We start from the raw sequence: 13,708 nt of genomic DNA on the forward strand, positions 1-13,708 counted from the left end.
CCCCGCCGGCCGACCCGTCGCGGGGGGGGGGGGGGGGGGGGGGGCCCGCCCCCCCCCCCCCCCCCCCCCCCCCCCCGCCCCCCGCCCCCCCCCCCCCCCCCCCCCCCCCCCCCCCCCCCCCCCCCCCCGCTTCTCGTTGATCGAGGCGGCTCAGCGCGGGCGCTGCGCGCGTGCCTTCATCGGGTCGACGCCCTTCGGGATCGGCAACGAGGTGACCGACTGAGACACCGAGTCGATGCGGCGGATCACCGCGGCCATCGTCGTCTTGTCGATCGCCTTGGGAAGCTTCTTGATGGTCTTGGAGAGATCGGCGATCGCGACCTCGTCCTCGCCGTGACCGACGTAGAGGACGGTCACGGGAACACCGTGCGCAACGCGCTGCGCCTTGGTGCGCTCCTCGTTCACCAGACGCGTCAGACGCCCTCGTGCGCCCTCGCCGACGACGACGATGCCGCCGCGGCCGACCGCGCGGTAGACGGCCTCCTGGGTCTTCGGGTTGATGCCGACGGGAGTGTCCGAGGCCTGCCAGTTGCGGCCGAGGCTCGTGCTGAGCACGTGACCGGATGCGCCGGGCATGCCGTCGATCTTCGCGTACATGGCCTTGGTGGACATCCGCGTCATGAGCATGAGGGCCCCGAGGACACCCACCATGAGACCCGTGATGGCCCAGAGCACCAGCGTCCACACCTGGAAGGGCGGGATCAGGTAGCCGACGACGAGGCCGAGCAGGATGCCGGCGACGAGGATCGCGATCTGCGCCCAGGGGAGCCACGAGTACACCTCGCGCGTGAACCGGAAGAGGGACTTGAGCTGGGAGAAGAACCCAGGACGCTTCTCGGGTTCGGGATCACGCTTTGCCATGCCTACAAGACTACCGAGTCGGCACAGGCGCGAGTGACGCGTTCGCGGCGGGCGCACTCCTCCTGCACAACGCGGATGCCGCGGCGCATTCTCCCCAGGCTCGCATGTTCCCTGGCCGGTCCTCGCACGCCGAGGCGCCGACGGGTGTGTGCTCGACGCATGAGGACGAATCAGGAGGACGGCACACTGGTGCCCGGCGTGCACCGCTCGATCAGATCGCTCGCACCCGGTGAAGGACCGTGGCCAGGCACGCTCGTCACAGACGGGGATGAAGTCGGCGTGTGGTGCGATCTCGATCGAGCGGATCTCGGCATCGACTGGCGCTTCGCGGGTGCTGCGCACGTCGCCGCGCCCACGGACATCGCGCGATTCGCGAGCGGCCATGGGGCGATCATGCCGTGGTGCACCGCACGAGTCTCCACGTTCCTCGCCCGGCGAACAGCGGCCGAAGCCCCGCTCGAGCCGGGCGAATTGGGCACGCTCGTGCTGAGCATGCTCCGTGGACTGCGCGAGATCGCCGACCGGGCGGATCCCGACCTCGCCGGTCAGTGGTGGCTGACCGAGGCGGGCCGTCCGCTGTGCGTGCCCGGCGGCAGCGCGACGGCGAGGAGCGCGGTGGTCGACATCATTTCCTCGGCGCAGTCCGCGTGCGCGGACCGCGCCCTGCGTCGCATGCTGCTGGGCATCCAGGAGTCCATTGCCGCCGGTATGCCGACGACGGCGCGCGTGCGCGGGTGGGAGCGCGAGCTGCTGGAGTTCGCCGCTCCTCGTGCGCTTCGCGTCGACGAGCATGCGCCGCAGTCGGCACGCGACGCGTCGATCGCGCAGATCAGAGCAGGAACTCAGGACACGCCTGCGCGTCGACGCGTGCGATCTCGGCAGTCGCCGCTGCCCTCGCTGATCGCCGAGCGACTCGCACGGACGGCCGCGCGGATTCCGCACCGCCTGCCCTCGCGACCGGCCGGTGCCCGCACCGACGGATCGAAGCGGCACGCGCCGCGCCGACGGATTCTGCTGATCGCGGGCGGCTCCGCCGCTGCCGTGCTCTGCGCGGGCGCTCTCTGGCCGGGGGAAGAGCCGACCTCGTCGCAGGCCGCCGAGTCGGCACTCGTGGGCGCCGCGACGCCGACCGTGACACCGCCCGCGACGCCGGCACCGGATGCATCCGTCGCGCCGTCGACGGCCGGACCGGAGGAGACCACAGGAGATGCGCCGTCCGGCGCGGACGATCCGGCGGCGACGACCACCGTCGTGCTGGCGGCGCTCGACGCGTGCGTCTCTGCGGCGGACGAGGAGTGCGCCGGGGCCATCGCCGCGGGCTCGAGCGCACGTGCATCGCAGGTGCTGCGATCGGAGGCCGCCGGTGATCCGGTGCTCGTGGACGACTACGGCGATCTCGCCGTGATCAGGCTGGGATCGGATCCCGCGCACGAGCAGATGCTCGTACTGGTGCGCCAGGACGAGAAATGGCTGGTCCGCGACGTCTATGACGTCGCGGACCAGCCAGGAGATGGGTGACGCTCAGGCGCCGAGGTTCGCCTCGAACCGGGCGGCCTCGAGGCGCGCCTTCATCGCACCGAGGAAGCGCGCGGCATCCGCACCGTCGATGATGCGGTGATCGTACGAGATCGCGAGGAACACGTACGAGCGGACCGCGATCGCGTCGACGCCGTCGACCGTGACCACGCCAGGGCGCTTGAACACCGTGCCGGTGCCGAGGATCGCCGACTGCGGGAGGAACACCAGCGGCGTGTCGAACAGCGCGCCGCGCGAACCCGTGTTCGTCACCGTGAAGGTGCCGCCGGCGAGCTCATCGGGCTTCAGCTTGTTGTCGCGCGTGCGCGCCGCGAGATCCGCGATCTCGTGCGCGAGCTGTGCGAGGTTCTTCGTCGCGGCGTCCCGGACGACCGGCGTGAGCAGTCCGCGCTCGGTGTCCACGGCGATCGAGATGTTCTCCGACGCCGGGTACACGATGCTGTCGCCGTCCACCGTCGCGTTGATGATCGGGAATGCCTGGAGCGCCTCGGCGGCGGCCAGCGTGAAGAACGGCAGGAAGGAGAGCTTGTCGCCCGTCTTCTGCTGGAACGACGCCTTGACGCTGTCGCGGTACTTGGACAGCGCGGTGACATCGACCTCGACGAACGTCGTCAGCTGCGCGGTCTGCTGCATCGACGCGACGGCCCGCTCGGCGACGACCTTGCGCAGACGCGACATCTTCTGCGTCGTGCCTCGCAGGGGCGACACCTCGAGCGGTGCGGCAGCGGGAGCCGGAGCAGCAGCGGGTGCCGCGGCCTTGGCCGATTCGGCGGCGCTGAGGACATCCTCCTTGCGGATGCGTCCGCCGACGCCGCTGCCCTTGACGGTGCTGAGATCGACGCCCTGCTGAGCGGCCAGACGGCGCACCAACGGAGTGACGTACAGGCTGTCCGACTCACCGGCGGGTGCGGCAGCGGGTGCCGGGGTTGCGGCGGGTGCCGGAGCAGCCGCAGCCGCGGGTGCCGGAGCGGCCGGTGCCGGAGCAGCGGGTGCCGGAGCAGCGGCAGCGGGAGCAGCCGGAGCCGGAGCGGCGGGTGCCGCAGCCGGAGCCGCGGGTGCGGGTGCAGCAGCTGGTGCGGGTGCAGCCGCCGCCGGCGCACCGGAGCCGATGCGGGCGAGCACGGCGCCGACGGCGACGGTCTCGTCCTCGGCTGCGAGGATCTCCTGCAGCACACCGGCGACGGGCGAGGGGATCTCGGTGTCGACCTTGTCGGTCGAGATCTCCAGCAGAGCCTCGTCGACCGCGACCTCGTCGCCGACCTGCTTGAGCCAGCGGGTGACGGTGCCCTCGGTGACGCTTTCGCCCAGTTCGGGGAGGACGACATCGGTTCCGTCGCCTCCGGCGGCGGGTGCCTCGGCCGCGGCGGGTGCCTCGGCGGCGGGTGCGGCAGGGGCCTCGGCGGCCGGTGCCGCACCCGCGGCGGGCGCGGGGGCGGCCTCGGCCGGTGCGGCCTCGGGCTCAGCAGGTGCGGCGGCCGGAGCATCCGATGCCGGTGCGGCACCGGAACCATCGCCGATGCGTGCGAGCAGCGCGCCGACCTCGACGGTCTCGTCCTCGGCGACCAGGATCTCCTCGATCACGCCGGAAACCGGCGAGGGGATCTCGGTGTCGACCTTGTCGGTCGAGATCTCGAGCAGGCCTTCGTCGGCCTGGACGGTGTCTCCTACCTGCTTGAGCCAGCGGGTGACCGTACCCTCGGTGACGCTCTCTCCGAGAGCGGGGAGGACCACGGATGTGCTCATGACGGAGTCTCCTTAAGGAAGTATGTGACGCATCAAGCTTAGTGACCTGGGCGCCGGTTCGTGCTCAGAGGGCGTGCAGTGGTTTTCCGGCGAGGGCGAGGAAGGCCTCGCCGAGCGCTTCGCTCTGCGTCGGATGGGCGTGGATGAGAGGGGCGATGTCTTCGGGGTGCGCCTCCCACGCGACGGCCAGCTGGCCCTCGGTGATGAGTTCGCCCACCCGGTCGCCGAGCAGGTGGACGCCGAGGACGGGCCCGTCCTTCCGGCGCACGACCTTGACGAGACCGCTGGTTCCGATGATCTCGCTCTTGCCGTTGCCGGCGAGGTTGTACTCGTAACTGAGGATGTTGTCGGCACCGTGTTCGGCCGCTGCGGCCGCTTCGGTCAGCCCGACCGATGCGACCTCGGGGTTCGAGTAGGTGATCTTGGGGATCTGCGTCTCCGGCACTGGGGCGGGGGAGAGCCCTGCGATGCGCTCGGCGACGGCGATGCCCTGCAGGAAGCCGCGGTGCGCCAGCTGCAGCCCTGGAACGATGTCACCGACGGCCCACAGACCCGGGACACCGGTGCGGAGCTGCTCATCGACGATGACGAAACCACGATCGAGCGTGACGCCGGCCTCTGCGAACCCGAGTCCGTCCGTGACCGGACCGCGTCCGACCGCGACGAGCAGGTAGTCGCCGCTGAAGGTCCGGCCGTCGTCCAATGTCACGGTGACGCCGTCGGCATCCTGCTCGGCCGACTGGAACCGGGTGCCGAGCGAGTACTGGATGCCGCGGCGCCGGAAGGCGCGCTCCAGCCCCTTGCTGAGCGCGATGTCCTCGTTGGGAACGAGATGCTCGAGGCCCTCGATGATCGTCACTTCGGCGCCGAACGAGCGCCACACGCTGGCGAACTCGACTCCGATGACGCCGCCACCGAGGATCAGCACCCGCTCGGGGACGACCTCGAGTGCGAGCGCCTGCTCGCTGGAGAGGATGCGCCCACCGAGCTCGAGACCCGGCAGGCTGCGGCTGTACGAACCGGTGGCCAGCACCACGTCGCCACCGGTGTAGACGTCGTCCCCGACGGCGACCGTGCGATCGGCGTTGAGACGGCCTTCCCCGGCGACCACGGTGATGCCGCGGGCCTTCACGAGGCCTTCGAGCCCCTTGAACTTCTTGGCGACGATGCCCTCACGGTACGCGCGAACGCCCGCGGCATCCACACCCTGCAGCGTCGCGGTGACGCCGACGGATGCCGCATCGCGCACGTGATCGGCCACCTCGGCCGCGTGCAGCAGCGCCTTGGTCGGGATGCACCCGCGGTGCAGGCACGTTCCACCGACCTTGTCCTTCTCGATCAGGGCGACGCTCTTGCCGAGCTCCGCTGCGCGCAGGGCCGCGGCGTATCCGCCGCTGCCACCGCCGAGGACGACGACGTCGAAGGTGTGCGCGTTCATGCGTCGCCCCCCTGCTTCTCGGTGGCGGCGGCCGCCTCGGCGTAGGCGACGAGCGAACGCACCGTCGCGGCGGTCGGCCCCTTGTCCACGAATCCGTACGGCGCGCTGTTGTGCTCGCTGGATCCGGCGATGTCCAGATGCACCCAGGGGATGCGGGCGGCGTCGTCGCCCTCGCCGATGCGGCCGATGAAGCGCTGCAGGAACAGCCCGGCGAACAGCGAACCGCCCGCGCGGTCGCCCATGTTCGCGTTGACCAGATCGGCGATCGGGGACTGCAGCGACTCCTCCATGTAGGTCGGCAGCGGCAGCGCCCAAGCGAGCTCGTCCACGCTGCCCGCGGCATCCAGGTAGTCGGCGACCGCGTCGTCCGATCCCATCACGCCGGTGTGGCGGTGTCCCAACGCGACGAGGATGGCGCCGGTCAGCGTTGCGACGTCGATGATCACGTCCGGATTCTCACGGCTCGCCGCGACGAGACCGTCCGCCAGGACGAGCCGCCCTTCGGCATCCGTGTTGAGGACCTCGACCGTGGTGCCGTCCAGGATCCGGATCACGTCGCCGGGGCGGGTCGCGCGGCCAGAGGGCATGTTGTCGGCGATGCACATCCATGCGGTGACGCGAACCGGGATGCCCAGGGCCGCGATCGCGCGGATCGCGGCGAGGACGGTTGCCGAACCCGCCATGTCGAACTTCATGCCGACCATGCTCGCGGCCGGCTTCAGCGAGAGCCCGCCGGTGTCGAAGGTGATGCCCTTGCCGACGAGGGCGATGTGGCGGCCGGCATCAGCGGGGGAGTAGTCCAGGCGCACCAGACGCGGCGGACGGTCGGAACCCTGCCCGACCCCGAGGATGCCGCCGAAGCCCTGCTCCTCGAGAGCCTTCTCGTCGAGCACCTCGACGGTGATGTCCGTGCCGGCGACGCTCTCCACGGCGCTGCGGGCTAGGTCATCAGGGCTCTGCCACTGCGCGGGCACCGCGACGAGATCCTTGACCAGTGCCAGAGCGTCGCCCAGCGCCTGAGCGCGGGCGATGTCCGCATCCGGCATCGCGTCGGCGTGCACGACGATCGCCTCGGCGCGGCGCTTGCCCGGGTCGGAGCGGTAGCCGTCGAAGCGGTACCCGCCGAAGACGGCTCCCTCCGCCGCGGCCGCCGCGAAGTCCGACAGGCCGTCGACGAGGCCGAGCGCCACGGTCGCGAAGCCCGTGAGCACACGGGCCGCGGTGCCGGCGGCATCCCGGACGGACGACGCCGTCGGGGCTGCGCCGGCGCTCACGACCGCGAGCGGCACGGAGGAGATCTCCGGCAGATGCACGCGGGCGAAGGCGTTCGCCGAGCCTGCGAAACCGACTCCGTCGAGCGCTTCGGCAAGGCCAGGATAGGCGGCGAGGGCGTCGGGAGTGGGTTCGGAGATGACGAGCACTGCGGCGTCTGCAGTGCTCCCGGGAAATGCGTCGGTGGTGTGCGAGAGCACGGGATGCGTCATGGTTCCATCCTAGGGATGCCGCACGCCCCTGGTCCGGGGTCGCGGCGGCCGTGTTCGCTCACAGCGACACCGGCCCGCCACTGCGACCCGGCTCGTAGCATTGACGTATGCCCCTCTCCGGTGACCTCTTCGAACGCGTGGCGAACGCTCCGGCCGTTCCGACCGGTCTGCCCCTCGTCATGCTCCTGACCGGTTTCACGGATGCCGGCAGCGCCGTGTCCGGACTCATCGACCACCTGCGTGAGACGACGGACCCGCAACCGCTCGTGGTGTTCGACAACGACGTGCTGCTGGACTATCGGGCCCGTCGGCCGATCATCGTCTTCGAACAGGACCACCTCACGCAGTTCCGTCCTTCGCGACTGGAGCTCTCGCTCGCGCACGATGCGCTCGGCCAGCCGTTCCTGCTCCTCGCGGGCTATGAGCCGGACTTCGCGTGGAACGCGTTCACCGCCGCGGTGCTCGAACTCGCCACCGAGTTCGAGGTCTCCAGCGTCAGCTGGGTGCACGCGATCGCGATGCCGGTGCCGCACACCCGCCCCATCGGAACGACGGTCAGCGGCAATCGCGCCGAGTTGATCGCCGCGCAGTCGATCTGGCGCCCGCGTACGCAGGTGCCGGCGACCGCCGGCCATCTGCTGGAGTTCCGCTTCGTGGAGCGCGGGGATCGCGTGGCCGGGTTCGTGCTGCTCGTCCCGCACTACTTGGCGGAGACCGAGAACCCGGATGCCGTGATCGCCGCAGCCGATCGGCTGATGAGTGCGACGGGGCTGGTTCTGACGATGGACGCGGTGCACGCCGACCGCGAGGCGTTCGTGAAGAAGGTCGACGATCAGGTGGTCGCCAGCGATGAGCTCAGCCAGATGCTCACGACGCTTGAGCACCGGTACGACGCCTACATGGCGGGCTACGACCCGACCGACACTGATCGGACGGACGCCGGAGGGTTCAGTGAACGCGATCTTCCCAGCGCCGACGAGCTCGCCGCAGAACTGGAGCGGTACCTCGCTTCACGCCCGCCGGGCGAGGACGATCGACACGGTCTGGGCTGAGAGCGCGCCACACCCTCGCACATGTGCGATACTGGTAGTCCGACCCGTTGTCAAGACACAGCCCCAGGCTGCGGACTTGACAAGGGTCTTACTAGTGTCCGAAAAGTTCCGAGCGGGTCGCGCCCGCTCGTGAGAGGCGAAACGTGACTGCTGCCACGACCAAGACATCCCGGACGAAGAAGGCCGCTTCCGACGCTGAGGCCGTCGAGCCCGAAGAAGCGACGACGGCTGCAAAGGCGCCGGCGAAGAAGGCGCCTGCGAAGAAGGCGGAGGCCAAGGCCCCCGTGAAGAGGCGCAAGAAGGCTGACGAGGACGCCGTCGAGGAAGACGACTCCGAGGTCGACGAGTCCGCTGCCGCATCCGACTCCGACGACGAGGAGGACGGCAAGAAGCCGGCCTTCACCGAGCCGCTGCCCACGGGCGCGATCGTCATCTCGTCGAACGACGACGAGGATGTGCCGGTCTACTCCACTCAGATCACCGGTGCGACGGCCGATCCGGTCAAGGACTACCTGAAGCAGATCGGAAAGGTCGCGCTGCTGAACGCGGCCGAAGAGGTCGAGCTCGCGATGCGCATCGAGGCCGGTCTGTTCGCCGAGGAGAAGCTGTCGACCATGACGGCTGCCGAGAAGACCAGCCAGCTCGGACTCGACCTGCAGTGGGTCGCCCGTGACGGCCAGCGGGCGAAGAGCCACCTGCTCGGTGCCAACCTGCGCCTCGTGGTCTCGCTCGCCAAGCGCTACACCGGTCGCGGCATGCAGTTCCTGGACCTCATCCAGGAGGGCAACCTCGGTCTCATCCGTGCGGTCGAGAAGTTCGACTACACCAAGGGCTTCAAGTTCTCGACGTACGCGACCTGGTGGATCCGTCAGGCGATCACGCGCGCCATGGCTGATCAGGCGCGCACCATCCGCATCCCCGTGCATATGGTCGAGGTCATCAACAAGCTCGCCCGCGTGCAGCGCCAGATGCTGCAGGACCTGGGACGCGAGCCCACCCCGGAGGAGCTCTCCAAGGAGCTCGACATGACCCCCGAGAAGGTCATCGAGGTGCAGAAGTACGGCCGCGAGCCCATCTCGCTGCACACTCCTCTCGGCGAGGACGGCGACAGCGAGTTCGGCGACCTGATCGAGGACACCGAGGCGGTCGTTCCGGCCGACGCGGTGGGCTTCACGATGCTGCAGCGTCAGCTCGAGCAGCTGCTCGATTCGCTTTCGGAGCGGGAAGCCGGTGTGATCCGGATGCGCTTCGGCCTCGGCGACGGTCAGCCGAAGACCCTCGATCAGATCGGCGACACGTTCGGTGTCACGCGTGAGCGGATCCGTCAGATCGAGTCCAAGACGATGGCGAAACTGCGGCACCCCAGCCGCTCGCAGTCGTTGCGGGACTACCTCGAATGATGGGGGCCGCTCCTCAGGCGCGCTCCGCAGGCATCCGGTACGTCTTCCCCGTACTGGCGGGAAAGCTCGCCCGCTTCGCGACGCGCCTGCGCGGCGGCGGGTCCGCGTTTCCCGGGTACCTCACGAACAGGCTCTCGCCCACGCTGCTGCCGACTCTCGCCGGCCAGTTCCCGCACGGTGTGATCTTCGTCCTCGGCTCCAACGGCAAGACGACGACCACGCATATGGTGAGCGAGGTGCTGCGCGCCCACGGGCTGACGGTGTTCACCAACCCCACCGGTGCGAACCTGCCGCAGGGCGTGACCAGCGCCCTGCTCGCGGATGCGACGCTGACCGGGCGCGTGCGCGCCGACGTGGCCGTGCTCGAGGTCGATGAGGGGTATGCCGCCGAGCTCGCCGATCGGCTGTCGCCGGCGGTCATCCTGTCGTTGAACGTGCAGGTCGATCAGCTGTTCCGGTTCTTCGAGACCGAGCGCGTGGCCGACATGATGCTCGACGCCTCGACGAGGGCCTCCGGCCATGTCGTGGTCAACCGCGATGACCCGTATCTCTCCAAGATCGACGTCGACGCCATGACGGCGCCGGTGTCGTTCTTCGGAATCTCGGAGGACATCGTCGCCGTATCCGCGCACGGACTCTCCAACGCGGCTGACACGCGCAGCGGGACGGTCGGAACGATCGCACGCGAGGCCTTCGCCGAGGTGCGCGAGGTATCCGGTCGCGAGATCGTGGTGGCGCTCGGAGGCCAAGACGTCCCGATCACTCTTCCCGCGCGCGGCCTGCACTACGCGGCCGACGCCGCCGCCGCACTGACGGTCGCGGCGCGCGTCCTGGGCGGCGCGTTCGACGCCGGCCGCGCAGCAGCGGGCTTCGCGAGCATGGCTCCGGCCTATGGTCGCGGCGAAGTCATCCCGCTGCGCGGGACCCCGGCAGGCGAGCAGGTCGAGTTCGTGATGTTCAAGAACGCCCCCAGCCTGCAGATGAATCTCGATGCGCTCGAAGGCGCGCCCGAGCGCGCGCTGATCGCGATCGACGACGGCACGCCGGATGTCTCCTGGCTGTACGACGTGGACTTCGCCCCGCTGCCGCGGGTCGACGTCGTGACGGGGGAGAAGGCGCACCAGCTCGCCCTCGCCCTGGCGTACGCGGGCGTGGAGATCGGAACGGTCGAGCCGGATATGGAGAAGGCCGTGGACATCATGCGTTCGTTCCCCGAGACTGCGTCCGGCCGTCAGGTCTGGTTCGTCAACTACGAACTGATGATGATCGGCCGCCGCATTCTCGGCCTCGGAGAGCAGGAGACGCGCCGATGACCCGGGTCACGATCGCCCAGCTCTATCCGGCCGAACTCGGCGTCACCGGAGACCGTGGCAACGTCCGTGCCGTCGAACGACGGTTCGCCGCTCGGGGGATCGAGACGGTCAGCGTGCAGGTCGGCCCCGGCGCAGCGCTTCCCGACGACCTCGACGTCCTCGTGATCGGCAACGGCCCGCTCTCCGCTCTGCGCGGAGTGCACGACGACCTGACCGCACGCGCCGATGCGCTCGAGGCCTTCGTCGCGGACGGCGGTGCACTGCTGTCCGTCGGAGGATCGGCCGAACTGCTCGGAGAGGGCGTCGAAGCTGCCGACGGCGAGAATCTGTCCGGTATCGGCATCCTGCCGTATCGCGTCGCCAGGGTCCGCGACCGCCGCGTCGGCTACATCATCGTAGAGACCCCCGAAAGCGACGTGGTCGGTTTCGAGGACCACGCGTCGGAGTGGACCCTGACGGATGCGGATGCCGCATACGGCTTCGTGCGCGAAGGCCACGGCAGTTTCGCCCGTGGTGAGCGGCGCGGCGAGTTCGTCCGCCGCGGCAACGCGTTCGCGAGCAACATCCAGGGACCCGTGCTGCCGTTGAACCCGGCGCTGACCGACGTGCTGATCGATGCGGTCGGCGAGCGGCGCGGCTTCGCGCCGGCGCCGGCCATCCGCAGCGACCTCGACGAGTACGCCGAGGCAGCTCGCACGAGGATCCTGATGCGCCCCACCCGTGACAAGGGTTTCAAGACCATCAAGGTGTGAGGGAGGCGCCCCGGTGACATCCGTTGCGAGCAGCGCGCTGCCGCGCGCCGTCCTGTCCCGCGGTGCCCTTGCAGCCGGCGTCCGCGCTGCGGTCGCCGCTGGCGGATCGATCGTCGATCTGCGCCGGGATGCCTGGGGGCACGGCCTGTCGGAGGTGGCCGCGGCGGCCGCGGCCGGCGGTGCATCAAGGGCCCTCGTCGACGACGAGGACGCCGCGCGGCAGCTGCGCGGAATCGGCATCTCTCCGGTGACGACGGGCGCCGCTGACATCGACCCGTTCCTGCTGTACGGTCTCCCGGATGACCGCGGGACGCTGCACACGGATCCCGTCATGCGGTTGAGCGGACGGGTCATGTCCACGAAGCCGTTGCGCGCAGGTGAGGCGGTGTCATACGGCTACACGTTCCGAGCGGCCGACGACACGACGGTCGCGCTGGTGACGGGCGGCTACGCTCAGGGCGTCGTCCGCGCACTGGGCAACAGGGCGGAGGTCGAGGTCGAGGGCTTCCGTCGGCCGATCGTCGGGCGTGTCGCGATGGACGTCTGCGTCGTCGATCTCGGCGATGTCCGTGTGCGGCCGGGTGCGGAGGTCGTCTTCTTCGGCGGCCGCGGAGTCGTCTCCGGCGAGCTCGCGAACTGGCGGACCGCGACCGGGCTCGGCACTCCGGAACTCGTCACGGTCGCAGGGCTGCACGCACTGCGGGTATGGAAGGCATGATGCGACCGGTTCTGGAGATCTCCCGAGGCGCGTTCCTGGCCAACGTCGCGGCCGTGCAGTCGCGGATCGCTCCTTCCGCGCTCATGCTGGTGATGAAGGACGACGCGTACGCCCACGGTCTGGACTGGTCGGCTCGGGCCGCGGCGGATGCCGGGGTGCAGTGGTTCGGGGCATACGACGTGCCCACCGCGCTGCGGCTGCGGGACGCCCTCGGATCGAGCGGGCGCATCTTCGCCTGGGCGACGTCCGAGGACGCCGAGATCGCGGATGCGCTGGCCGCGGACATCGACCTCGGTGTCGGCACCGTCGAGTACCTCGAGCGGATCCGCGCCGTCGCCGGGCGCATGTCGCGCACCGCGCGCGTGCATCTGAAGATCGACACCGGCCTGCACCGCAACGGCGTGCGCCCTGAGGACTGGCCGGATGCCGTGGCTCGCACTCGCGCGGGCGAGCGCGAGCACACGCTGCATCTGGTGGGCGTCTGGAGCCACATCGCCGAGGCCAGCGACGCCGAGGACGACGAGGCGCACGCGATTTTCCGCGCGGCGGTCGCCGAGGTCGAAGCGTCAGGCGCCGCACCCGAGGTGCTGCACCTGACGGCATCGGCGGCGTCCTGGTGGCGTCCGGAGCTGCGCGAGCCGCTCTCGCGCATCGGAGCGTTCTGCTACGGGATCCGCTCCGCCGATGGGCCGGCGCTCGACGGCATCCGTCCGATCGGGACCCTGACGGCTTCCGTCGTGGATGTCGGGCCGGATGGGGTGCGCGTCGGACTCGGTGCCCTCGACGGCTATCCGTCGACGCTGGTCGGAGTCCGGGTCGGTACGGCGGCCGGCCCTGTGGCAGTGCGGGAGATCGGCCTGGATTCGATCGTGGTCGACGGGTGGCCGGGTGCGGCGATCGGCGACCGCGTCCGCGTCTTCGGGCCGGGGGATCAGGGCGAGCCGAGCGCAACCGATCTCGCCGAGCGCATCGACACGGTCGGGGAAGAGATCCTCACACGGCTGTCGCCGCTGGTGCGCCGAGTCGTGGTGTGAACCGGGCTCGGCGCCGGGGAACCGTCAGGCCTCGATGAGGCGGGCGGTCTCGTCGTGCCAGCTGGTCGCGATGCTGCGCAGCTTCTCTTCGTACTTGCGACCGTGGTGGGCGCAGAACAGCAGTTCCGAGCCGTTGACCTCAGCGGCGATGTAGGCCTGCGCACCGCACGAATCACAGCGATCCATGGCGGTCAGGCGGTACTCCACCGTGGAGGTCTCACGTTCAGTCGTTGCATTCATCTCGGTGCCTCCTCGGTAGTCGGGTTCGCTGGGGAGCGTGCTCAATACAACCACGCTCCGGCTGTGCGCATGCCCGGATCACGGCGTGTTTCGCTCAGCGCGTACGCGGAAGGTGCTCACCCGGCGTCGGTGGGGAG

At 70.0% G+C, this 13,708-nt stretch carries 11 protein-coding genes and 1 pseudogene; 7 read left to right on the top strand and 5 right to left on the bottom strand.

Annotation, left to right across the window (positions count from 1 at the left end):
• Positions 1-150 precede the first annotated feature (150 nt).
• Complete coding sequence (locus tag M2317_RS11305) at positions 151-861, bottom strand: DUF4191 family protein (RefSeq protein ID WP_406250163.1); 711 nt, start codon at positions 859-861, stop codon at positions 151-153.
• A 159-nt stretch (positions 862-1,020) separates the two neighbouring features.
• On the opposite strand from M2317_RS11305, the gene M2317_RS11310 reads away from it, so the two are divergent.
• Entirely contained in the window at positions 1,021-2,379 is a 1,359-nt protein-coding gene (locus M2317_RS11310; RefSeq protein WP_429460224.1) for a hypothetical protein, read from the top strand.
• A 3-nt stretch (positions 2,380-2,382) separates the two neighbouring features.
• Here M2317_RS11310 and sucB read toward each other — a convergent pair whose 3' ends face one another.
• The 3 genes from sucB to M2317_RS11325 all read right to left on the bottom strand — a co-directional run bounded on the left by sucB (position 2,383) and on the right by M2317_RS11325 (position 7,062).
• Positions 2,383-4,140 carry a 2-oxoglutarate dehydrogenase, E2 component, dihydrolipoamide succinyltransferase gene (gene sucB / locus M2317_RS11315; protein WP_429460226.1) on the bottom strand — a complete coding sequence of 586 codons (1,758 nt, stop codon included), beginning with the start codon at positions 4,138-4,140 and terminating at the stop codon, positions 2,383-2,385.
• Between the two features lie 64 nt (positions 4,141-4,204).
• A complete protein-coding gene (gene lpdA, locus M2317_RS11320) occupies positions 4,205-5,578 on the bottom strand; it encodes a dihydrolipoyl dehydrogenase (protein ID WP_429460228.1) in 1,374 nt (457 codons plus the stop codon).
• Positions 5,575-7,062, bottom strand: a complete 1,488-nt coding sequence (locus tag M2317_RS11325) for a leucyl aminopeptidase (protein WP_429460229.1) — start codon at positions 7,060-7,062, stop codon at positions 5,575-5,577. Before M2317_RS11325 ends, lpdA begins: the two co-directional genes overlap by 4 nt.
• A gap of 107 nt (positions 7,063-7,169) precedes the next feature.
• On the opposite strand from M2317_RS11325, the gene M2317_RS11330 reads away from it, so the two are divergent.
• The 6 genes and pseudogenes from M2317_RS11330 (at position 7,170) to M2317_RS11355 (ending at position 13,331) form a co-directional block, all read left to right on the top strand.
• A complete protein-coding gene (locus tag M2317_RS11330) occupies positions 7,170-8,114 on the top strand; it encodes a proteasome assembly chaperone family protein (protein WP_429460231.1) in 945 nt (314 codons plus the stop codon).
• Positions 8,115-8,248: 134 nt separating this feature from the next.
• Positions 8,249-9,514 (top strand): annotated as a pseudogene (locus M2317_RS11335) (RNA polymerase sigma factor); the annotation flags it as partial.
• A complete protein-coding gene (locus M2317_RS11340) occupies positions 9,514-10,827 on the top strand; it encodes a MurT ligase domain-containing protein (protein WP_429460233.1) in 1,314 nt (437 codons plus the stop codon). The pseudogene M2317_RS11335 and the gene M2317_RS11340, both read left to right, overlap by 1 nt.
• Complete coding sequence (locus M2317_RS11345; protein WP_429460234.1) at positions 10,824-11,579, top strand: type 1 glutamine amidotransferase; 756 nt, start codon at positions 10,824-10,826, stop codon at positions 11,577-11,579. The genes M2317_RS11340 and M2317_RS11345 overlap by 4 nt, the downstream gene beginning before the upstream one ends.
• A gap of 13 nt (positions 11,580-11,592) precedes the next feature.
• Complete coding sequence (locus M2317_RS11350; protein WP_429460236.1) at positions 11,593-12,297, top strand: alanine racemase; 705 nt, start codon at positions 11,593-11,595, stop codon at positions 12,295-12,297.
• The gene (locus tag M2317_RS11355; protein ID WP_429460238.1) at positions 12,294-13,331 is read left to right on the top strand and encodes an alanine racemase; all 1,038 of its coding nucleotides are present in this window, start codon (positions 12,294-12,296) and stop codon (positions 13,329-13,331) included. Before M2317_RS11350 ends, M2317_RS11355 begins: the two co-directional genes overlap by 4 nt.
• Before the next feature lie 24 nt (positions 13,332-13,355).
• On the opposite strand, the gene M2317_RS11360 is transcribed toward M2317_RS11355, so the two are convergent.
• Positions 13,356-13,571 carry a DUF7455 domain-containing protein gene (locus M2317_RS11360; protein WP_264157765.1) on the bottom strand — a complete coding sequence of 72 codons (216 nt, stop codon included), beginning with the start codon at positions 13,569-13,571 and terminating at the stop codon, positions 13,356-13,358.
• Between the last annotated feature and the right edge of the window lie 137 nt (positions 13,572-13,708).

It is taken from the genome of Microbacterium sp. ZKA21 (assembly GCF_050434165.1).
Classification (GTDB): Bacteria; Actinomycetota; Actinomycetes; order Actinomycetales; family Microbacteriaceae; genus Microbacterium.

What these genes read in the sequence shown, in the direction of transcription:
- M2317_RS11360 (WP_264157765.1), bottom strand. Translation starts at nt 13,571, where the DNA reads ATGAATGCAACGACTGAACGTGAGACCTCCACGGTGGAGTACCGCCTG.
- M2317_RS11340 (WP_429460233.1), top strand. Translation starts at nt 9,514, where the DNA reads ATGGGGGCCGCTCCTCAGGCGCGCTCCGCAGGCATCCGGTACGTCTTC.
- sucB (WP_429460226.1), bottom strand. Translation starts at nt 4,140, where the DNA reads ATGAGCACATCCGTGGTCCTCCCCGCTCTCGGAGAGAGCGTCACCGAG.
- M2317_RS11305 (WP_406250163.1), bottom strand. Translation starts at nt 861, where the DNA reads ATGGCAAAGCGTGATCCCGAACCCGAGAAGCGTCCTGGGTTCTTCTCC.
- M2317_RS11345 (WP_429460234.1), top strand. Translation starts at nt 10,824, where the DNA reads ATGACCCGGGTCACGATCGCCCAGCTCTATCCGGCCGAACTCGGCGTC.
- M2317_RS11325 (WP_429460229.1), bottom strand. Translation starts at nt 7,062, where the DNA reads ATGACGCATCCCGTGCTCTCGCACACCACCGACGCATTTCCCGGGAGC.
- M2317_RS11330 (WP_429460231.1), top strand. Translation starts at nt 7,170, where the DNA reads ATGCCCCTCTCCGGTGACCTCTTCGAACGCGTGGCGAACGCTCCGGCC.
- M2317_RS11355 (WP_429460238.1), top strand. Translation starts at nt 12,294, where the DNA reads ATGATGCGACCGGTTCTGGAGATCTCCCGAGGCGCGTTCCTGGCCAAC.
- M2317_RS11310 (WP_429460224.1), top strand. Translation starts at nt 1,021, where the DNA reads ATGAGGACGAATCAGGAGGACGGCACACTGGTGCCCGGCGTGCACCGC.
- lpdA (WP_429460228.1), bottom strand. Translation starts at nt 5,578, where the DNA reads ATGAACGCGCACACCTTCGACGTCGTCGTCCTCGGCGGTGGCAGCGGC.